The 22,349-nt window shown below is 34.3% G+C and carries 18 protein-coding genes and 2 tRNA genes; 1 reads left to right on the top strand and 19 read right to left on the bottom strand.

The annotated features are described in order from the left end of the window. Positions 1 to 315 precede the first annotated feature (315 nt). The 4 genes from EDD72_RS02135 to ypeB all read right to left on the bottom strand — a co-directional run bounded on the left by EDD72_RS02135 (position 316) and on the right by ypeB (position 4,067). A complete protein-coding gene (locus EDD72_RS02135; RefSeq protein ID WP_132766984.1) occupies positions 316 to 909 on the bottom strand; it encodes a lysophospholipid acyltransferase family protein in 594 nt (197 codons plus the stop codon). Then, positions 896 to 1,579, bottom strand: a complete 684-nt coding sequence (gene cmk / locus EDD72_RS02130; RefSeq protein WP_132766983.1) for a (d)CMP kinase — start codon at positions 1,577 to 1,579, stop codon at positions 896 to 898. Before cmk ends, EDD72_RS02135 begins: the two co-directional genes overlap by 14 nt. 363 nt (positions 1,580 to 1,942) lie before the next feature. Then, positions 1,943 to 2,611 (bottom strand): flagellar brake protein, encoded by a 669-nt coding sequence (locus tag EDD72_RS02120; protein WP_132766981.1) that lies wholly within the window; start codon positions 2,609 to 2,611, stop codon positions 1,943 to 1,945. Positions 2,612 to 2,717: 106 nt separating this feature from the next. Continuing rightward, positions 2,718 to 4,067 (bottom strand): germination protein YpeB, encoded by a 1,350-nt coding sequence (ypeB, locus tag EDD72_RS02115; RefSeq protein ID WP_132766980.1) that lies wholly within the window; start codon positions 4,065 to 4,067, stop codon positions 2,718 to 2,720. Positions 4,068 to 4,300: 233 nt separating this feature from the next. Here ypeB and EDD72_RS02110 point away from each other — a divergent pair, with 233 nt between their 5' ends. Continuing rightward, positions 4,301 to 5,278, top strand: coding sequence for an asparaginase (locus EDD72_RS02110; protein ID WP_165894928.1), 978 nt, complete (start codon positions 4,301 to 4,303; stop codon positions 5,276 to 5,278). A gap of 177 nt (positions 5,279 to 5,455) precedes the next feature. Here the strand turns inward: EDD72_RS02110 and EDD72_RS02105 are convergent, their stop codons facing one another. The 15 genes from EDD72_RS02105 to EDD72_RS02035 all read right to left on the bottom strand — a co-directional run bounded on the left by EDD72_RS02105 (position 5,456) and on the right by EDD72_RS02035 (position 22,243). Next, entirely contained in the window at positions 5,456 to 6,745 is a 1,290-nt protein-coding gene (locus tag EDD72_RS02105; protein ID WP_132766979.1) for a Glu/Leu/Phe/Val family dehydrogenase, read from the bottom strand. Positions 6,746 to 6,828: 83 nt separating this feature from the next. Continuing rightward, positions 6,829 to 8,325, bottom strand: a complete 1,497-nt coding sequence (locus EDD72_RS02100) for a DnaB-like helicase C-terminal domain-containing protein (protein ID WP_132766978.1) — start codon at positions 8,323 to 8,325, stop codon at positions 6,829 to 6,831. 109 nt (positions 8,326 to 8,434) lie between these two features. Continuing rightward, on the bottom strand, positions 8,435 to 9,373 hold the full coding sequence (locus tag EDD72_RS02095) for a D-alanine--D-alanine ligase family protein (protein WP_132766977.1): 939 nt from the start codon (positions 9,371 to 9,373) through the stop codon (positions 8,435 to 8,437). 311 nt (positions 9,374 to 9,684) lie between these two features. Next, entirely contained in the window at positions 9,685 to 10,275 is a 591-nt protein-coding gene (locus EDD72_RS02090; RefSeq protein ID WP_132766976.1) for a genetic competence negative regulator, read from the bottom strand. A gap of 479 nt (positions 10,276 to 10,754) precedes the next feature. After that, positions 10,755 to 11,051 (bottom strand): hypothetical protein, encoded by a 297-nt coding sequence (locus EDD72_RS02085; RefSeq protein ID WP_132766975.1) that lies wholly within the window; start codon positions 11,049 to 11,051, stop codon positions 10,755 to 10,757. A 142-nt stretch (positions 11,052 to 11,193) separates the two neighbouring features. Next, positions 11,194 to 11,284, bottom strand: a tRNA-Ser gene (locus tag EDD72_RS02080). A 44-nt stretch (positions 11,285 to 11,328) separates the two neighbouring features. Next, a tRNA-Asn gene (locus EDD72_RS02075) sits at positions 11,329 to 11,404 on the bottom strand. A 112-nt stretch (positions 11,405 to 11,516) separates the two neighbouring features. Further along, positions 11,517 to 13,142: a lactate permease LctP family transporter gene (locus EDD72_RS02070; protein ID WP_132766974.1), complete on the bottom strand. Its 1,626-nt coding sequence runs from the start codon at positions 13,140 to 13,142 to the stop codon at positions 11,517 to 11,519. A 320-nt stretch (positions 13,143 to 13,462) separates the two neighbouring features. Beyond that, positions 13,463 to 14,380, bottom strand: coding sequence for a MerR family transcriptional regulator (locus tag EDD72_RS02065; RefSeq protein ID WP_165894927.1), 918 nt, complete (start codon positions 14,378 to 14,380; stop codon positions 13,463 to 13,465). Positions 14,381 to 14,550: 170 nt separating this feature from the next. Continuing rightward, positions 14,551 to 16,833: a transketolase C-terminal domain-containing protein gene (locus EDD72_RS02060; RefSeq protein ID WP_132766972.1), complete on the bottom strand. Its 2,283-nt coding sequence runs from the start codon at positions 16,831 to 16,833 to the stop codon at positions 14,551 to 14,553. A 16-nt stretch (positions 16,834 to 16,849) separates the two neighbouring features. After that, on the bottom strand, positions 16,850 to 17,845 hold the full coding sequence (locus EDD72_RS02055) for a 2-oxoacid:acceptor oxidoreductase family protein (protein ID WP_132766971.1): 996 nt from the start codon (positions 17,843 to 17,845) through the stop codon (positions 16,850 to 16,852). A gap of 403 nt (positions 17,846 to 18,248) precedes the next feature. After that, positions 18,249 to 18,863 (bottom strand): LysM peptidoglycan-binding domain-containing protein, encoded by a 615-nt coding sequence (locus EDD72_RS02050; RefSeq protein ID WP_132766970.1) that lies wholly within the window; start codon positions 18,861 to 18,863, stop codon positions 18,249 to 18,251. A gap of 151 nt (positions 18,864 to 19,014) precedes the next feature. Then, entirely contained in the window at positions 19,015 to 19,605 is a 591-nt protein-coding gene (locus tag EDD72_RS02045) for a CPBP family intramembrane glutamic endopeptidase (RefSeq protein ID WP_165894926.1), read from the bottom strand. 5 nt (positions 19,606 to 19,610) lie between these two features. Continuing rightward, positions 19,611 to 21,146, bottom strand: coding sequence for a RecQ family ATP-dependent DNA helicase (locus tag EDD72_RS02040; RefSeq protein ID WP_132766968.1), 1,536 nt, complete (start codon positions 21,144 to 21,146; stop codon positions 19,611 to 19,613). After that, a complete protein-coding gene (locus tag EDD72_RS02035) occupies positions 21,140 to 22,243 on the bottom strand; it encodes a helix-turn-helix domain-containing protein (protein ID WP_132766967.1) in 1,104 nt (367 codons plus the stop codon). The genes EDD72_RS02040 and EDD72_RS02035 overlap by 7 nt, the downstream gene beginning before the upstream one ends. Positions 22,244 to 22,349 lie beyond the last annotated feature (106 nt).

The raw sequence follows: 22,349 nt of genomic DNA, 5'->3' as shown, positions 1-22,349 counted from the left end.
AAAGGTGAAGTGCATATACACTATTTTAATTTTTGAAAAAAATAAACCAGAATCATAATAAATACAAGACTTGTTATCATGAGTATGATCAATACACTATAAACGGATATCAACTGAAGATAGTAGAATAGGATAAATATAAATAAGATCGTTAAATTTATTATAAAGCTATTTAAAAAATTCCATACCATTTTTTTGGTTTCAAGTAAAGAACAATTTTTATATATGCATCTTCTGGCAATGAATGAACTTAACCTAAATATAAAAATGATCATTCCAAAATAGATAGCAATTAGAACTATGATCTTCATTGGTTTATCCTTTAATCTCATTAAGTTGTTTTTGTATTTGCATCATTAAAAAATCAACAATTTCCTCCAAGTCTTCTGTCCTTACTTTTTCCTGCTTATACGAATCTAAAGATATTGGACTTCCAATATTTACATTTATCGGCTGAAACCACTTATAACGAGATTGAATCCCAACCGGTATAACCTTCGCATCTGATTTGATTGCAAATAAGGCAGCTCCAGGCATTCCTTTTCCTAATTTTCCTGTCTTGCTTCGAGTTCCTTCTGGAAAAATACCCAATACTCGATTTTCATTTAGGACTTGAAAAGCTTGTTTTATCGCTTTTCGATCATTACCTCCTCTTTTCACAGGAAAAGCTCCAATCTTAAGTAATAACGCTCCTAAAATAGGAATAGAGAATAATTCCTCTTTTGCCATAAAGTGTACTTGACGTTGAATCGCACAGGCAAGAACTGGCGGATCGTAGTTACTTATATGGTTTGCGATGAGGATTACAGGACCAGAGGAGGGTATATTTTCCTCTCCTTTGACTCGAAAGCGAAAAAATAATTGAAAATAGATTCGAACAATACGTCTGAGGGTTCTATATAAGTTCATTTTTATCACCCTCTTGATATTCTTTTACTAATTGAAGGATATGGTTTACCACTTGGTCAATTGTTAATTTTGAAGTATCAATCAAAATGGCATCACCTGCTTGTTTTAATGGAGCATATTTCCTTTCTTGATCTTGTTTATCTCGCGATGCTATTTCCTGCTTAATCTCTTCAAAAGATCCTTTATATCCTTTAGTTAGTAATTCTTGGTAACGCCTTTTCGCTCTTTCTTCAATGGTAGCAGTAAGAAATATTTTTAAATCAGCATCAGGTAAGACATTTGTGCCGATATCACGGCCATCCATAATTACATTTCCTTTCGCCGCTAAGGAACGTTGAATCATTAACATTGTTTTTCTAACTTGTTCCTGTGCAGCTACGGTCGATACATACTTAGAAATTTCTGGTGTTCTTATGTATTCTGTTACATCTTGGTGATTAATCTTTACTTTTTGTTGATTATTTTCCACAAGAAGTTCCACTGGATATTTGGCAAGCAATGCAGCTAAGGCCTCCCCATTATGTAAATCCACTTGATCTTGAATTGCCTTATAAGTTAAAGCACGATACATGGCACCTGTATCGATATAAACATATCCCAATTCATGTGCCACTTTCTTTGCGACAGTACTTTTTCCAGCTCCTGCTGGTCCATCAATAGCAATCTTCATCTAAAGTTCCTCCATATAAAGACATACAAAAAGCAGGACTTTTGCCTGCTACTGGTGACTGAAAATTTATTTAAATAGATATATATATATTACTATAATTGAGATGGAAAATCAATTTTTATACGGATAGAACCTTCCATTTTCTCAATCGGAACAAATGTCTTTCGAAAGAAATCGAATGAAAGTAATAGTTGTACCAATAAAAGCATTACGAAAAAAAAGAGTAATATTTTTTTTAATAGCGACTCTACTTTTTCAGAAAATCGCAGAAATCTTTCATCAAAAGGTTGGTAACGATTTTTTGTTCCCATCATATCACCCATTACCTATCTTTTCCACTTTATTTTGGGAACATTCATTGATTTATATTATTCCTTTTTTTCTCAATTGTACTTGTCTTTGATAGCAATAACGAATCACTTTTGCTCTTGAAGTCTCAGTAATTGAAGTAAATTTTATAGAGACCCATCTTACCTTCTCATTTTCAGCCGGTGTCATAATCCTTACAATTTCCGCTTCATATTGAACATGTTCAATCTTATCCTCGATAATATATGGTATTGCTAACCAACCATTGATCTTCATCCCCTGATATAATTTATTTGGTGCTGGAACAATGATTTGCATTCCTCCACCACTTAAATCAAGTGTTTTCACTAAAAACCATTCTTTCAAAGGATCATCTTGAAGCTGGAATGAAGTTTCAATACTTGTAGGTACTCTTAAAAAATTTCTTCGTTGTGCCTGTTTAATTTGCTCAGGTTTTGGTATTTCTAGCACCAATAATTCAACTTGATCTCTTTTTTCACCGATTACAGTTGTATCAAACATATATTTACCTTGATCTTTGGCTATGTAAAACAATGAAATTCTTCTTCCAATTGGTATTTTTTCTATCTTTCCTGTTTTTTCGTTTATTGGTATCTCGATACTGATATATTGATTATTTATTTCTGCTATTCTTGTTTTGAGTGAAAATTCCTGTTTGTGATTGATACTAAGAAATACCACTTGATTGATTTGCAGTAACATTCTCTCCCCTCCGCTTTTTAAACGAAAACTTTTTTGTTATTATATCATGAAAAGGAACCTCTTGAGATTCGATAATCTCTACAAAGTTCCTTTGCAAGTTATACTTTTATTTTTTGAGAAAATCTCCATCTTTCATTTTTTCCACTAATTCTTCTTCTCCTGTTAAAGCATTAATATAAATTTTGTAATGATTTTTATCAAATAAAGTTGTAAATTCATAAGTTAAAACTTCATCACCATTCGTATTATTGATCAATGTTTGACGTGTTGATAATATTTTTAAGTTAGGATTTACTTTTTGCCGAGCAACTTCCTTTGTTACTTTTGCTGTTGGCAATTTCCGCTCTTTATGATTAAAAATATATTCAGCCGACTGAAAACCAATAACTTCTCCGTTATCCAAGGCCACTTTTACTTGTACTACATCTGGATAAACAATTACACCATTTTGTTGATAAGCAAATGTAAAAATATTGGTGTTATCAAAATCATCGATCCCTATCGGAACCATTGATTGATAATTATGTTTTTGTAAAAATTGTTTTGCTTTTGCTAGAGCTTGTTGCGTTGTTAATCTACTTTCATTAACAGGTCGATTTTTAATCATCCAAACGACATAACCGCCTACCTTCGTTAAATCGAGGTTAATTTGTGGATCTTTTTCAATATGAACACTATATACTTGGTAATTCGATCCTTTCCCTGATGGTTCAACTCGAATATCTTGGTCGTTTACCGATAAACCTAAAAAGCGTAATGCATTTTGCTTTGCCTGGTCTGATGTAATTAAACTTCCGCGTAAATTTTTCCCTTTTTCTTTCTCTTTCTTCTCTAATTTCGTCATTTCCGGACCCCAATCAATTTCTGGGTATTCCTGAACTTTTTTCTCAATCGTCTTAAATCCATCAATAATTGTATTATCTGCTTTTTTATCTTGTTGTGCTAATGCGATCTCAACGTCCATCCATCGTAATTGATTTTGAAGGATCTTTGTTTGCACTTGATCTAATTCATGTTGGATGTCCTTAGAATGTTCGTATAAACTTTTTAATGTTTTATATTCCTTATCGGTTAACGGATCTTTATCCAAATCTCTTACTGCTACTCGATAAGAAAAATCAGCAATTTTAGCTAAGAACTCCTCAGTTTTGTTAAATGGCATTAACGTTAATGGTAGCTGGCCTACATCATTTTGTGCGGCATAAGAAAGTCTCCAGACATTCGCTAAGGAAGGGGAAAGTTGTCTACGAGAATTGACAACGAGAGCTTTTCCAATTTCATCATGCAGTGAATCAATATGATAATTGAGATCATGAAAAGCCCGTTGATATTGGTTTTCAGCCTTAATCAAAATTGAATTTTTCTCTTGATTCTCTTGATATCCCCAAAAACCAGCTCCTACTAATGCAATAAGTAAAATTGGAATTAATACTCCAGCAATTCCTTTAAACATGATATTTCACTCCATTTTTCATATAATGTTTTTTTTTATTTTGAGTTCAGAATAAGCTTATTATGCAAATTCGTGTATCCTGGCGCACAATCGTTAACATACCTGCAGAATTTGTGACCCAAATTTTCCAGTTCTATCTTTCGGTTTGTCCAGAATTATGAAAAATTTAGTTGTTTATTGCTTAAGTCATATATAATATATAAAGACAATACTATAACTGCATGGAGGACATAATGATGATGAATAAAGTTGTCGTCATTACGACAGGTGGCACGATTGCCATGAGTGAAGATTTGAGGAGTCGAACAGTTAAACCAATCGATCAAGATACTCTTGACCAAATGATGCCTTTTTTAGAAGATTACAGACCAGTTCAAATGGACCATTTCATTAATATTCCTAGTCCTCATATGACACCGGAAATTATGTATCAATTAGCCTTACATATGAATCAATATTTAGAAAATAAGGATGTTTCTGGTATCGTGATTACTCATGGTACAGATACGTTAGAAGAAACGGCCTATTTTCTTGATTTACTGATTACAAGTGAAAAGCCTGTGGTTCTTACAGGAGCAATGAGAAGTAGTAATGAACTTGGAGCAGATGGACCTTTAAATTTAGTGAATTCAGTACGTGTTGCAAAAGACCCCACTTCTCGTGGAAAAGGGGTTCTCGTTGTTTTTAATGATGAAATACATGCCGCTCGATATGTAACAAAAACACACACTAGTAATGTTGCTACATTCCAATCCCCTGCAAATGGTCCTATCGGTACAGTTACGAAAAAAGGAATCCGTTTTTCTCACGCTCCATTAATTCGAGATAATTATCCATTGGTTCCTCCTAATGGAAAAATCGGTTTAATCAAGGCTGCTGTTGGAATGGATGATTTGTTGATTCATACATATATTGATAACAATTACCAAGGAATTGTAATTGAAGCATTAGGACAAGGAAATTTGCCTCCTAAAATGTTGAATGGAATTAAAAGAGCAGTAGAAAATAAAATACCGATAGTTCTTGTATCCAGGTCTTTTAACGGTTTTGTTGATGATGTCTATGATTATGAAGGTGGGGGAAAACAATTAAAGAAATTAGGAGTTATATTCTCGAATGGTTTGAATGGGCAAAAAGCTAGAATTAAGTTAATGGTGACCTATCATTTGTTTAAAAATGGTCAAGAAGATTTGCAAAAATATTTTGATCGCTAAATGGTTAGTATGTTCCAACGCGCTCCGTTGTGTGTAGCGTATACGAAGATGATGTTGCTTGTATGTTCTAAGCTACTCCTAACCTTACGGCTTTCCTTGAACAAACGGTCGGTAGGAAAGCGAAAAAAAGGATTGCCCAATTTAATGAGCAATCCTTTTTTTGCTTGCAGATGAATCCTAAACCCAACCACGAAAACGTGCAGCTTCCGCCATTCTACGAACACCGACCATATAGGCAGCTAATCTCATATTCACTTTGCGGGAATTTGCAGTATTATATACATTTTCAAATGCCTTCACCATTACATCTTCTAGTTTCTTCCAAACCTCTTCTTCCGTCCAATAATATCCTTGGTTATTTTGTACCCATTCAAAATAGGATACGGTAACTCCGCCAGCATTAGCTAAAACGTCAGGTACGATTAGAATACCTCGCTCTGTTAAAATTCTTGTCGCCTCATTTGTTGTTGGTCCATTAGCCGCTTCAACAATAATTTTCGCCTTAATATTATAAGCATTTTCTACAGTTAACTGATTTTCTATTGCTGCAGGAACCAAAATGTCACATTCTTTTTCAAGTAACTCTTTATTTGTAATTGTGTTCTTAAATTGTTTCGTAACAGTACCAAATGAGTCCCTTTTATCTAGTAAATAATCAATATCTAAACCATTTTCGTCGTATAATGCACCGTATGCATCAGAAATTCCGACGACTTTTGCACCGGCATCATACATGAACTTGGATAAGTAGCTACCAGCATTTCCAAAACCCTGAATAATTACTTTGGCTCCTTCTAATTGAATTCCTTTTTTCTTAGCAGCCTCACGAATCATAATGGCAACACCTTTTGCCGTTGCTGACTCGCGCCCATGTGAACCACCTAAAACAAGGGGTTTCCCTGTAATAAAACCAGGAGAGTCAAACTCACGAATACGACTGTATTCATCCATCATCCAGGCCATAATTTGTGAATTCGTAAAAACATCTGGCGCTGGAATATCTTTTGTGGGTCCTACAATTTGGCTAATTGCCCGTACATATCCACGACTTAGTCTTTCTAGTTCTCTAAAAGACATTTCACGAGGATCACAGATAATTCCACCTTTACCACCACCATATGGTAAATCCATAATGCCAGCCTTAATACTCATCCACATCGAAAGCGCTTTCACTTCATCCTCTGTGACGTCCGGATGAAAACGAACTCCACCCTTTGTTGGGCCGACAGCATCATTGTGCTGAGCACGATAACCGGTAAACACCTTTACTTCTCCATTATCCATTCTCACTGGTATACGAACTGTAAGAAGTCGTAAAGGCTCTTTTAACAACTCATACATAATTTCTGGATAACCTAGTTTATCTAGTGCTTCTTTAATAACTGCTTGAGTTGAGTGAAGTACATTTAAATTTTCTTTTTCTTTGACCTCACTCTTCTTACCGGTTACCACGTCGTTTTGTCCCATTATTTACCACCTCTAATAGGAAATATTAATAAGTTCTATTTGTAGTATACATCTTTAAATTTGCAATGAGAAGATATTTTCATCTAATCAGTATATTCTGGTACTTTCGAAAACTCTCCTATCGCACGATCAAACAAAAATTGAACTTTACCTAAAGCTCCATTTCTATTTTTTCTTAACTCCAATGTGACTGGGATCTTCTGATCTTTTGAGTGTTCTTCTAAACTTAAATAGACATCAACGGAAGCGAGTAATCCACTTGGTAAATCTTCTTCTGTTTCTGAAGCTGCTAGAATAATCGGTAAGCCCCAAGTTCTTGATAAAGAATTCAGATGATGAGTAACTTGAAGTTGTTGTTCCGTATTCGTGAGACTAGTTCCTTTGCTCACCTGAATTCTTTGTAAATGATCAAAGATGATAACAGGCTTGGTATTTAAGCCTTGCAAAATTTTGCTGATATAAAACGCAATATCTTCTAAACCTGATGATAAAGTGGCCTCCACAATCCAAATACGCTTTGCAATATCCGCATATTTTTGATTTGCTAATTGAATATCCTTAATCGGAACTGATCCAGACAAAACAGCCTGAACAGGATGCTTTGATAATCGAGCCATCGTTCTAGCCCATAACTCAAAAGAGGTCATATCCCATGATATATAAATCACTGGAACATGTCGAGCAATTTGGTCTGTTAGTTGCTTTAAAAAAGTAGTTTTACCAACTGAAACATTTCCACCTAATACGTATAAACCTTCTTGCAAACCACCCATTAATAAGGAGTCTAGATCTTGAAAACCTGTTTTTATACCCGTTACGTTTCCTTTGTGTCTTTTATTGTATTCTTCTTGATAAATAATGAGATTTTTTTGTTCTGGAGCAATCGTACGGTAAATACTTTCTTCTAAAGTTAAATGAATCAATTTAATGAATTGATCAACAGGATCCTTTACTCTAACAAAAAAATCATTGATATCTTTAAAGCCTTGGGGTAATCGGATTATATAAAGTTCTTTCACATGACTTTCAAAAATTTTAGCCAAACGAATACTTTCTCTTCTCCCCAATTCATCATTCCCAAAACAAAAGAAAACCCTTTTTCCTTTTATCTTCCCAATTTGTTCATTATATACTTGATTGTCAACCATACAAATTGCCGGTAAATTCACTTGTTCCAATGATAGTACATCAAATATTGAATTACAAAAGATAACATCTTGAGATTTTTCTAATACCGCTTCATTAAAAAAATGATCTTCTACACCAAGAAGAGATTTATATTTTGGTTCCCTTCCATCTAAGCTACGGCCAATGAAATCAATCACTTTTTTGTCTTTTGTATACAACGGAAATACGATTCGATTTCGAAAATATCCTTTAAAATCTTGATGATATGGTTGAAACCCAATCGTATCTTTTTCAAAGCCAATACTAAATTTTTCAATTATATCTTGTTCAATACCTCTCCCCTTTAGATACAATAATGCATCCTCCGTTAATTGTTCCTGATAATATTTAACTAATCGTAACATCTCTTCCTCAGAGATTAACCTTTGTATTTTTTTGTTAGCATCCTCCATTTTTCTCCCTCCTTCTTTTATTCTATCGTAGATTGAATTGTCAGAAAATTATTTTTCCTAAAAAAGAAGAACTTCCTGTAAAAAACAAGGAGTTCTTTTCTTGGACCTTTTAATTGTTAGGCTTTGTCGAACGACGTAATGTAATTTCGACGAGGCGATAGACAATATCCTCATAACTTAGACCAATTGCTTTTGCAGCATCAGGATACAAACTAGTTTCTGTCATTCCAGGAAGAGTATTCACTTCCAAAATAACGGGTAAACTCTGATCTTTAGGAACGATAAAATCAACTCTCGAAAGAGTAGAACACCCTAGGGCTTGATGAGCGGCAATCGCCCATTTTTTTACTATGTTTTCAGTATTCTTATCAATTCTTGCTGGAATAATGTGTTCACTACCCCCTGCCGAATATTTCGACTCATAATCATAATAAGTATTTTTGTTTGGTACAATTTCAATAATTGGTAAAGCCTCTATACCTTTTTCGGTTTCAAGGATCGCTACCGTAACTTCTGTCCCCTCAATAAATTCTTCAATCAAAATCTCTGTATCATATAAGAATGCATTCTCTATGGCTTCTTCTAGTTCTTCTCGTTTTTTTACTATTGATAGACCAATTGTTGAACCTTCCTGGTTCGGTTTCACAACGAGTGGATAACCAAATTCTTCCTCAATTTGCTTTAATTCAATCGATTGTTCCTTTTTTAATACTAAATCTTTAGCAGTACGAATTCCTGCATAGTCAAATATTCTTTTTGCCTTTGCCTTATCCATTGCTAATGCACTAGCTAATACCCCAGAACCAACATAAGGAATCTCTAAAATATCCAGAAGACCTTGAATTTTCCCATCTTCTCCATAACGACCATGTAAAGCTAAATAGACGACATCAATATCATGTAATTCACGAATAAAATTGCTTGATACAAAGTCAATTTCCTTCACATTGCATCCCTTTCTGCGAAGAGCATTTGCTACTCCTTTTCCACTTCTTAAGGAAACTTCTCTTTCTTTTGATTTGCCACCATAAATTACAGCTATATTCACTTTCTTTTCAACTCCCAATCAAATTAATATCCAATTCAGAATATAATTGTATAAATACACTCCCAAAAATACACAAAGTGTACAGTTCACGCTAGACAGTTAAAGCTGCAGTCAAGTCCTTCTTTAGCAGAAGTTTTCCCCGATGTGATGCTAGAAGTTAATGCTAATAGATAAGAGAAATTAATAACTGAAGTTAAAGTTGCTCTAATAATGCCGATAGTTCAAGTTTAACTTCTATTTATTACTTTAATGAGGTTAAACTTTCCTATGCGGTAAGAAAAAATCGGTTCGACGTGAACCGACTATTTTTATTAAGAAAAGTGGGAAACTAAAACCTTTACAGCATCTTCTTCTATAATTACAGTTCCGTATTCTTCTAGGACCGCTTTCGAAATTGGTGAAACCTCACCAAATTCAGATAGTAGCGCGATAAAGGTTTCGACCCCATTATCGCGAACATCAATCGGGTCAATGATTAGAATATAATGTTCTTTATAATGGTAAAGTGTTCCCCCATACATCAGATATGGATTAATCGTTTTGGCTGCACTTAGCACATCCTCAAAATCTTTAAAAGCAAAAATAATCGAATCACTTTCTTCTAAAGTTACTTCTAAAGCAAATAAATCATCATCTAACTCTTCTTCATTCCATATTCTTTGTTTTCCCCTTGAAACTATAACCACCATGCCTTGGGCAGGAATTGCAAATATTTCAACAGCAACAGGACCAGATAACTCGAATCCTAATTCCTGGTATGCTTGATCCATAATTTCATTAAATAAATCATGAACTTTTGGTACATCATTCCATAGGTCTTCTTTTTTTATACCCCGATCACTTAAATCATCAAAAGTTAGGAATATTTTAATTTTATCTTGACCTAATCTCTCAACACGCATATAAGGGTCCCCCCTTCTTTTTAAAACTGTAATACAGAATATGTTGAAAAAGAAAATTTCGTTAAACCTTAATAAAATTTAGAGAGTATAAAAATTATTATAGCAGTAATTGTTTCAAATGAAAACGTATATGTTACTTTTATATCATATTATTAACGGCAAGCTTTTTTTATTTGTTTCAAATTTGTAAACTTACACTTTTTATAAATATCACTGGTTTGTATGTTCTATAAGCTACGACATAGCACGACTTGCAACTTAAGTTACATAGCGTGACTTGTCCTTATGGGTGCTTGAACGAGCGAGCTTTCCTACCGACCGTTTATTTAATGAAAGCCATAAGGTTAGGAGTATCGTTAGAACATACAAGGCATTTTTGGGAATATAAAAAACCCAATATCTAGTTAAAAAAACAATAAAAGTGTACCCAATATACGGATACACTTTTATTTCTTATTTTTGAATTATGATTTTTTGAATTATGATTGAAATTCTTTGGCTTTTGATTCTAGTTCTTCTTTTGATCCATGTAGAAAAGCATCAAATAGTGCTTCTTTTTGTTTATTTTCCAAGTCATTTAAATGATGAAATTTAAAATTTTGTTGATGTTGGGAAGTTTTATGGCTTTGATTCGTCAATGATTGAGCAGAATTTTGTTCATGATGCTGATTATCTTTATGCATCCATTTATTTGAAACCCAAATTCCGCCAACTAATCCAGCAACCATTCCCCAAAAGAAGGAACGATTATGATTTTTATGTCGATTGAACATCATCTTGCGTCAACTCCTAAATAGAAATGTCATCAATTATAGATTTTACCTAGGGGAAGACTGATATACAGAAAAAACATACCAATTCTGGTATGTTACGATAAAGCCATTTAACTTCCGACATCTGAATATTCGAGTTCTGTTATGGCGGAGAGAGAGGGATTCGAACCCTCGCTGGGCATTCACCCACTAACGGTTTAGCAAACCGTCCTCTTCAGCCTCTTGAGTATCTCTCCAAACCGATTTTAAACGACTAAAATTGGAATTTAAGACAAAAAAATGGCTCCTCGTGCAGGACTCGAACCTGCGACAACTCGGTTAACAGCCGAGTGCTCTACCGACTGAGCTAACGAGGAACGTACATTATATATTTTAATCAGAGCAAAAGAAAAAATCAAGTTTTTTAGAAAAATTAAAGAAAAATATCCCTAATGGCTTTCGCATTAGGGATATTTTTTTCTCGTTTTCTTAAGGAATCATCCAAGATAAAAAATACGCTTGAACATAGGTCATAATACTGATGATGATTACAAACATAATACTATGTTTAAAAGTAAAACGGAAAAGGTCTCCTTCTTTTCCGACTAAACCAGTAGAAGCGGTTGCTACAGCAATCGATTGTGGTGAAATCATTTTACCTGTTACTCCACCACTTGAGTTCGCTGCAACGGTTAGAACCGGATTTACGCCAATTTGATTAGCAGTGATTTTTTGTAAATTACCAAATAATGCATTTGCAGAAGTATCACTACCTGTTAAAAATACTCCTAACCAACCAAGAATTGGTGCAAAGAATGGGAATAAGTGTCCTGTTTTTGCCAATGCTAATCCCAGTGTTCCGCTCATACCTGCATAGTTATAAATATATGCAAGACCTAAAACAGAAGAAATCGTAATGATCGGAAACTTCAATTCATTAAGTGTCTCAGCAAATGTATTTAACCAATCTCTCATGCTCATTCCAACGATAAACTTGCTTATAAAAGCTGCTAATAAGATTGCGGTACCAGCTGCTGCAAGCCAATCAAATTTGAACACTGCTGCGTAAGGTGTTGCTTTGGTCACGATAGGCGCCGTTTGCATCACTGCTTTATCTAATCCAGGAATATGGAATTTAATAGTGGTTTGACCTAGAATATTTTTTATCGATGGAATACCCCAGATGATAATAAAAGCTGTTAATAAGATGAATGGAGACCATGCCTTAATAATTTGTCCAGTAGTATATGTTTGATGATTTTGACTATTTGACTTAACAGTTTCATTTTTAAATCGGAAAATAGTTTTTGGTTTCCAAACCTTTAAAAACAAAGCTGTAGCCACTAAACTGAATAAAGCGGAAGTAATATCAGGAAGCTCTGGCCCGATAAAATTCGATGTGAAATACTGTGCAATAGCAAAGGATCCACCAGATACAAGAATTGCTGGCATAACCTCTTTTGTACCTTTCCACCCTGACATTATAAAGACTAACCAGAATGGAACGAAGAATGATAAGAATGGTAACTGACGGCCAACCATTTGACTAATCAAAAAAGGGTCAATACCTGTTGTATTTCCTGCAACAATAACTGGGATACCAATCGCTCCAAAGGCTACAGGTGCCGTATTTGCAATTAACGCTAAACCAGCAGCGTATAACGGTTCAAATCCTAGTCCAACTAATAACGCTGCTGAGATAGCAACTGGTGTTCCATAACCAGCTGCTCCCTCAAGAAAAGCACCAAATGAAAACGCAATCAATAATGCCTGTAAACGTCTATCCTCTGTAATTGTAACTACAGATGAACGAATAATATCAAATTGTCCTGTTTTTACTGTGATTTTATACAAAAATACGGCAGTAACAATAATCCAACTGATTGGCCAAATACCATATAATGCTCCATACCCTGTTGTTAATAAGGCTAGATTTGTTGGCATTCCATATACAAGAATAGCGATAATAATAGAAAGAAGAACAGTTGTTATTCCTGCAATATGGCCTTTCATCCTCTTAATGGCTAAAGCCCAAAGGTAATAAACCATTGGAATTGCAGAGATTAATGCTGAAAGAAAAATTGAATTCATTGGATCATAAATCTGAGTCCACATATACCTCACCCCATAATCAAATTAATCATATTGAATAAATCTTTTATCCTTATTCCCTTTGACACCCCCTAAGAATTAAAACGTTTTCTTTTTCAAAAAGAAAAATCATATTTATTGATTGCATGGTCATCAGATAACCTGTAAACTATACACTCTTATTAAATAACAAATCTTTAAAATAATCAATAATTTTTTTATTGATTCAATCTTCCTTATAAAACAACATAGAATAATCAAATTTCCCTTTTGAAAAAATATTAAAAATGATTTCATGGGAAAATAGTTGCACTAAAAAAATAAAAGCTTCAATTCTGAAGCTTTTAGACATTCATGACTATTTGATTCTTACGTAAATATTGATTGAGCCATTCCATCCATTCACTCATTTGATTTCCCATAAATATATCAGAGGTTGGTTCATTTGATTGCTGACCAATAACCCCTAATTTAACTTTAGGATAATTCTCCTCTATCCATTTTTTAATATTTTGGATAGATGAATTCTCTTTAGTTTGAAGGGTAAATACAAATAACGGTTCGATTTTTTGTAATAATTGTTGCAAAGTTAACTCATCAACTGATCCAAGATAATACACTTCAAAGCCACGCAGTTTTAAGAAAATGGAATATAACAAAATCCGTATTTCGCTACTATAGTCATTTATATTTTGTGGAGCAATAATTAAGACTTTTGCCAAAAAAGGCTTAAGCGGTATTTGCTGATATATTCTAAAGAGTTTCATTCGAATCCAATTACAAACGTACTGAATCTGACCCTTTTCAACAGTATGATTACCTGTATTGCTAATTTGAATCAATGGAGCGATGATTTCAAAAAGTACGACTTCTATGCGGTAAAGACTTAGAGCATATTCCATCAGTGATTCTGCTTCCACTTCATTAAATTGGGTAAGTGCTTTTAATATGTTTTGCGAAATTTCTTCTTTTTTTGAATCAAGAATCTCATCGGTAGTAAATAAAGAAGGAGATTCTTTTGTCTTTTCTGATAATAAATCCACTGCTTGACTTATCGTAAATCCCTGATTCACTTTATCCACTAACCATTTCAAAATCACTAAATCTTGTTCACTGTAGATACGATGACCTACTTCATTTCTTTTTGGTGTAACAATTTGATATCTTCTTTCCCATGCTCTTAAAGTTCCTGGTTGAATTCCAATTTTTTTGGAAATTGCCTTCACGTTATAAATGCCCTTTTCAGAATCTTTTTTTGTCAACCAGCACCCCCCCCTTATTTTAAAATTATTCAATTAACTATATTATAACAAATTTTTGAATATTAGGATTATTTAATCTAAATTTTTTTCAATTTTGTTTATATTTTTTATAACAATTAAAAAAACTCGTAATGAATCAATCTCCATTACGAGCTTTTAAAGTGTATAGATTATAATAATGGGTTTTCATGCTTAGCTTTTAGGCGCTGCCAACGACGCTCTACTTCTTCTTCGAAGGATTTTAATGTTGCTTCATATTCTGGTTTCAATAGGTGTTTGGTTTTACCAAGCATTCCTAACCATTCACTAACAGGTACCCTCTTACCTTTATCTTCAGGATTATAAGTAATCGTTGTTATACCGTGTTCAACTTCATAAAGTGGGAAGAAGCAAGAGTTAACAGCAGTACCAACAATTGCAGTACCTTGATCATCTTTTGCCTTCCAGTTTAGTGGACAAGAGATCAGAATCTTTCCATAAACAAGACCTTCGTTTTGAGCATACCATTGAGCTTTTGCCGCTTTTTTAATTAAATCTTGTGGGAAAGCTTCTGTTCCAGTAAATACATAAGGAATATTAGTAGCTGCCATAATTTGAGCAGTATCTTTATGATGGAATGCTTTACCTCCTTGCTTTTCGCCTACACCTGATGTTGTCGTTAAATGACCAATTGGGGTGGAATAGGACAACTGGCTACCCGTATTCATATATCCTTCGTTATCGTATTCAAGAATAATCATCTTATGGTTGCGTAATGCCGCACCGATTGCTGGACCCATACCAATATCCATACCACCATCACCCGTTACCATGATGAAGGTGAAATCATCACTTACTTCAATTTCACCACGGCGCTTCTTCTCGTAGAACATCTCAACTAAACCGGATAAGGTTGCAGCACCGTTTTGGAATAAGTTGTGAATATAAGTTGCTTTATGTGCACTATAAGGATATCCTGTTGAAACCACCATTCCGCATCCAGTATGGAAAAGAACAACGATGTCTCCTTCAATTCCCTTGAAGAAAGTTTCAAGACCTGGGAAGATACCGCAGCCTGGACATGCTCCATGGCCTGGTGCCAAACGCTTAGGTTTCTTTGTCAATGCACGAAGTGGTGGGATCTTCACATTTAACTTACCAGTTGTCTCATCTTTTTCTACTTTAATAAGACCTGTCTTCCACTGTTCAGTTTTTACTGGCTCAAGTAAACGTTTAGGTGCTTTCTCAGGATCACCTGGGTGAACACCATAATAATCAAATGGTACTTCTGCATAACCTTTTTCAGCAGCTTCTATTGCAAGTTTAAAGAAGTCTTCAGCTTCATCAGCGTAAAAGTCTTTACCACCAAGTGAGAAAATTCTGCTTAACACGATCGTTTTATTCGCTTTATCCTCTTGAATGGCTGCTTTTATTTCTTGAGTTAAATTACCACCATGTGCACCATAAGAATCAGCACGTTCACCTACTACTAAAGCTTTTACATTCTTTAAAGATTTACGAATTTCTTCCGCTGGGAATGGACGAATAATGTTAGGAGAAATCACCCCTGCCTTTATTCCTTGTTTACGCAACTTATCAACAACGTCTTTTGCTGTTTCAGCAGCGGAAGCAAGTAGGAATAATGCTACTTCTGCATCTTCCATCATATATTCATCAAGAACTGGATATTCACGTCCAGATAATTCTTTGTATTCAGCAGCAATTTCTTTAAATACTTCTCCTGCTTTATACATTGCTAAAGATTGTTGATATTTATTGTTGATGTAGTCTGGATCATTCATGTATGGGCCAATCGTTACAGGATTCTTTGGATCTAATGCATGGACAAACCCTTCTGGAGGTTCACCAACGAAGTCTTGAACGACCTTTCGATCAGTAAAGTATTGTACTCTTCGTTTTTGGTGAGATGTAACGAACCCATCGTATGCAACGATGACAGGTAAGCGTACGTCTTTATGTTCAGCAAGACGAGTCGCAATAATGTTCATATCATATACTGCTTGAGGATCTCTTGCAATTAAAATTGGCCAACCAGTATTTAATGCATAATAAAGGTCTGAATGATCACCACGAATATCTAATGGACCGCTAACAGAACGTGTAACCAAGTCTAATACCATTGGGAAACGCGTACCAGATTGCACTGGTAATTGCTCCAACATATATAAGAGACCGTTCGCACTGGTTGCGTTAAATACCCGCCCACCACCAGTTGCAGCACCATAGTTGATACCCGCTGAACCATGTTCACCATCAGCAGGAATCATTACAATATCATGCTCACCACGAGTTTTCATTTCATCTAAAAATTCAGCAATTTCAGTGGATGGTGTAATTGGGAAATAACCCATTACATGAAAGTTGATTTGAGCAACAGATAAAGCTGCCATTTCGTTACCGGTTTTAATATCAACTTTTTGTTGGTTTTTCAAATCTTTTTCTTCAATCGCCATATTATTCCCCTCCCCCTTAATTTGACGCTAATACGAATTGATGAGGTACACGATGTTCATCAGCATAACCATCTACTTCACGAACCTTCGTTAAAGCACCAGTAGGACATACCGCAACACACTTCATGCAACCCTTGCAGTATTGATAGTCAATTCCTTGCAAGAACATTTGCGGACGACCTTTTTTATCCTCTTTCTCTTCCCATACAAAGCAAAGATCTGGACATGCAAAGTCACAATTTGCACAATTGATACATTTTTCTTGTTCAAAAGCTGGTAAGAATCCTTGACGGGAACTACTTAAGTCTTTTAAGATGCTATTTCCAGGGTTGATGATCACACCACCAATTGGTTGGGTTTCATAACCTAACGCTGATTTAGGACGTACATATTCTGCGACCGCACCTTCTTCAGCTTCATAGGTTTTAAATTGGACTTCATTAAATCCACGATCAAATGTACGAATGTTGGAATCAACTAATTTTGGATATTTTTCTTCAAAAGTTTGACGAATAACATTTCTCATTGATTCTGGATCTAAGAAGCTTGCTACACGGAAGATAGCACCTAACATTGCTGTATTTACGCGTGTTTTCTCTTCAACAGAAATACCTAAAGCATCAACGACAGCTACTGTTCCTGATTTAATATTGAATCTTTCCCGAATTTCATCAGGAGTTTTTGTTGTATTTACAACAATAACCCCGTCTGGATATAATCCGTTTGCAACATCGATGGTTTTAAATAGATTTTCGTGAAATACACCCACAATATGAGGACGCTCAATAGGGCTACTTGCACGGATTTCTCCTTCACCAAATCTTATAAATGATTTTACTGGAGAACCTTTTTTCTCTGAACCATAAGAAGAGAAATGAGCACCGTTTAACCCTAAACCCAGTACTCCTGCTTCGGCTAACATTTTACCTGCTAAATGGGCACCAAGTCCCCCGATTGATTCTAAACGAATTTCAAAAAAACCAAGTTCGTTTTTAATAGGTAGCTTTGACATGATATAAACCCCCTCACCCCAATTTGTGATTAAAACAGTTAACTGAAAAAGAATGTAACAAATATTGTATCAAAACATGCTACATTCCATTTTTTACTAAACAATTAAGATTTTTTTGGATTATATTCAGATTATAACAGTACTATATTTATATAGCAACAGTTCATTCAAAAAAAATTTACGTTTTTTATTTTACAACATTTACATAGTGTAAACCATTGACATAACTTGATTTTTAATAATCTCTTTTTTCAAAGTTCTTTAAATCAGATGTATAACAGTTTGTTTCTTAAAAATGAAACAGTTTTTCAATGAAAAATGAAACCGTTTCAATTGAATAAAAAAAGATCCTGATATATAAAGGATCTAAAAATTAGTGTCTTATTCATTTTTTTGTTATGTTTTATTTCATTTTCATCAATTCTTTTTTATCCGGGATCTTTATTGTAGAACCAGCAGGAAGTTTAGTGAGATTATTAATTTGATTATATTTGGCCAATCGATCAGCATAACTTCCTGTTTGATAGTATTTTAATGATATTCGAAACATCGTTTCACCTGGTTGAACAATATGAATGATTACCTGATCTGGTGTATCTCTTTTAAGTTCATCCGGGTTCTGCTCTACTGGTTTTGAGTCTTCTTGTGGTTGATTGAGTTCTTGTTCAAACGTAGGATTGGATTCGGTTGATTTATTCATCATTGACTGTGGTTCTTGTTTTAATTCTGATTGGTCCACGCTCTGGTTATCATTCGCCTCAGTTTCCTTAGAATCTTGTAAAATTGGAGGGTGGATTGATTCCCTTTGATAAATTGTATCTTTTGTTTTCCCATATTGATATACCCCATATGCAGTACCTATGATTAAAAAGATAAAAAGAAAGACTATAATCTGAAGTGAATTCCATTTCTTAATTTTAGATGGTATCTTTTTTTTCGTTTTCACTTTGCGGTGTACCATACTTCTTGGTGGTAATGGGTGGTTAAACCATTCTTCTTGTTGAATTTGCTGTTCCATGCATAACAACCCCCCCACAAAGATTTCATCTTCATTCAAAAACTTCTATTGATGTCTGTTTGCAATATCCGTTTCCTTATTTAAATATGCGTTTCCTTATTTAATTCATTCGACACAAATCTGCGAAATTCCTTCATATTTCAACATTTTCTCAGGACTTTTCCAAAAAACCCCTTTGTAATAAAATACCTAAAAGAAAATCGATTAAGAAATGAGCAACAAAATTACTAGTCCATCCAACATTTGCAGATAAAAAACCTAAACCTAAACTGATAAGAAAGGTTTCGATGGTTAATACCCATTTATTCAAATAACGAAAATGAATAATGGTAAATAGAAAACTCGTTAAGCTAATTCCTAAAAAATTTTGGATGACTCCACGAAATAATAATTCTTCTGAAAAACTTACGATCAACGAAACGATTGCAATATGCCAAACAGGAATACTCTTAAAAATTTTTTCATTGATCCCTCCATCATCGATCCACTCTTTTGGAACAGTAAAGGTAAGTGTCAAATCAATTAGAATCACGATGAGGCTAAAAAGGATACCATACAAGAAAGGCCAGACACCCATATCTATGATAACTACTTGCTGAATCACTGCAATAGGATGTAGGTGATAAAAAAAGTAATACAATAAAAAAGCGAGTGTCAATGTTATAAATTGTGTAAGATATAAATTCATTAATAGAATTGATGGATTTAACTGCTCAATGCTGATATTGATTGACTTAGGCATAACATTCATCCTTCTCTTAATGGTAATAATCGATCGAGCTCTTGTTGCCAATGAAAAGCTTCTCGTTGTGGTTCCTGAAATTCCCCTGTTTCGAATGGAAGTTGTTTTAATCCACAAATATCACAGCATAATTCAGGTTTTTGTTTTACTGTTTCATCAAAATAGCGAAGAATTTGCTCTCTTCGACAGGTTGCCCCTGTTATGTAATTTCGCATCGCTTCTAGGTCTTTTATTCTTTTCCTTTTTCGAATGAAAAAATAACGTGAGATGATTTGAGGCATGATGGGATCATTCATCACTTTTGTTACGACAAATTGAGTTTGCTCCCTTCTCCAAATAATTTGATTCTCTTTTTCAATATAAAAAAGAATCAATTCTAGTTTTTCCATCGTAAGTCCTAACGACGAATACGTTTCAAAGTCGAAAATGATAGGTGAATTGATTAAGTGTTGGTTAATTTGCTGACATACCCAATCAATCTGTCCTATTTCTGGGTATTCAGAATCAATGAGATGAAGAACCGTATCCTCATTCCCTTGTTGATAAATTAAGATTGCTATTCCTTGCCCTCCATCACGAGCAACTCTTCCTGTCTCTTGAACATAACTTTCAATACTATTTGGGATATCATAATGGATCACAAATCGGATATTTTTTTTGTCGATTCCCATTCCAAATGCTTTTGTCGCCACAATCACTCTTAATTCCTCACGCATAAATTGTTGTTGAATAATCATTCGATCTTCTGGAGACAACCCTGCATGGTAAGCTTCTATACCATAAAATCCATTCATTTTTAGTTCATTCGTTATCGCTTCACTCGTTGCTCTCATATTGACATAAATAATACCTGCTCCTTTTAATTGTTTTAATGATTGAAATAATGTTCTTCTTTTTTCTTCGATCGTTTGAACAGGGATGATTTGATAAGCGATATTTACCCGGTCAAAGGTTGTCACAACCTGTTGGACTGATTTTAAGCCTAATTGATGGATAATATCCTTTTGAACAAACGAGGTAGCTGTCGCTGTTAAACATAATACAGGCGGCTCGCCTAATTCTTGTATACTCTTTTTTAATCGAAGATAATCTACACGAAAATCATGACCCCATTCCGATATGCAATGGGCTTCATCAATAACAAATAGCGATACTTTCATTTTCTTTAAACGCTCAAGAAAATTTTTTTGTTGGAACTTTTCCGGTGACACATAAAGTAATTTATATTTTCCTTTCTTTATTTGCTCCCATCGATGTAGATATTCTTGAAAGGATGTATGGCTATTGATATAAGTAGCGATAGGAAGTCCTTTTTCTCTTAACTGATACACTTGATCTTCCATTAATGCGATTAATGGAGAGACAACAATAGTTAACCCAGATTGAATCAAACTTGGTAATTGGTAACAAACCGATTTTCCACTTCCAGTAGGTAAGATTCCCAAAACGTTCTTCCCTTGCAAAACCTGTTCAATGATTTCTTTTTGCCCAGGACGGAATGAAGAATAACCAAAATATTGATAAAGCAATTTTTCTAACATCTTGAATCACTCTCAATCGCACGATAATATGCCAATACAATCCGAAGATCTTGATAAGAAATTGCCTCATTAAGAAGACTCTTATAATCGGACAACCGATAGGAGCCTATTTGTTGATACCATTCTGAAATTTGATTGATCTTCCATTTTTCTATATAATTTTCGAGTTTAAGTTGTGTTGGAAGTTGCAAGATAATTTCCATCAAATGATCATAGATTGTTCCAATGGTTAATTTCCTTTTTATTGCGATTTGTTTCAGTGTTAATCCTTTTTTTAACAATTGTAAGGTGTATTGTGTCGATTTAGATAATATCTTTGTTTCATTTTGTAAATCGAATAACGAAGAAAATATAGGATAGCTATTTTTCTCCTTACAAATCGTCAAATAGATGTGAAGCAAGGTTAAGCTAAAACGGATTTTAAGTTCAGCAATCGGGATTTGAAGAATCGATTCTAATTGTCTCCAAGTAAAAGCACTTCGATGTCTTCCATGTAAACGATATAACAGTAATTGTTGATCTCTTTCATTTAAGTGATCTCTGATTTGATTTAATTCTAGTCGTAGTTGTTTGATCAGTTTTTGTAGGCGTTCTTGACGAAGAGGTTTGATGTATTTTTTCACCCAAGCTTTAATCTCTTGATCAGCTACAATGGGTACAAATCGTTTTTTTTGGTAGGCAAAGTAGGAGAGTGTTTGGATTAATAAAACCAACCGTTTCCAAAATAATTCCTTTCGATTTCGAAGAAGAACGGATTCGATTTTTGGCAACGTTCGTTCAAGTTGTTGTGCTCGTAACCATTGAAGGTATCTTACTCCTTTTTCTTGAATTTGTAACCGGTTCACTATGTTGCTCAAATATTCTTTTTGCAAAAAGAACTCAATTCGACGAGTAATCTCATTTTCAGAGAAGAGATAAAAAATACCATAAAATGTTTCAACATGAAAAAGATGAACATCTTGTAGGGTTTGTTTAGCAGCGGAACCTTTTAAAATCCGAACGATTCCCGTTATGCTGCGTTCCCCTTTTAATTTATCGATTAATTCAAATAAGATAAAATCAAAAACCAAGAAGGAATGATTAGAACCCTCTTCCATATAAAAAACTCCTTTGATAAACGTTTAATTTAAACGCAAAATCCATATAATGAAAAGGAAATCCATATTTACTATGATAACGCTATTGCGCCAAATCGCAACCTAA

It is taken from the genome of Tepidibacillus fermentans (assembly GCF_004342885.1).
GTDB classification, from domain to species: domain Bacteria; phylum Bacillota; class Bacilli; order Tepidibacillales; family Tepidibacillaceae; genus Tepidibacillus; species Tepidibacillus fermentans.
The sequence above is the reverse complement of the archived record's forward strand: the minus strand, read 5'-3'. Positions and strand labels throughout refer to the sequence as shown.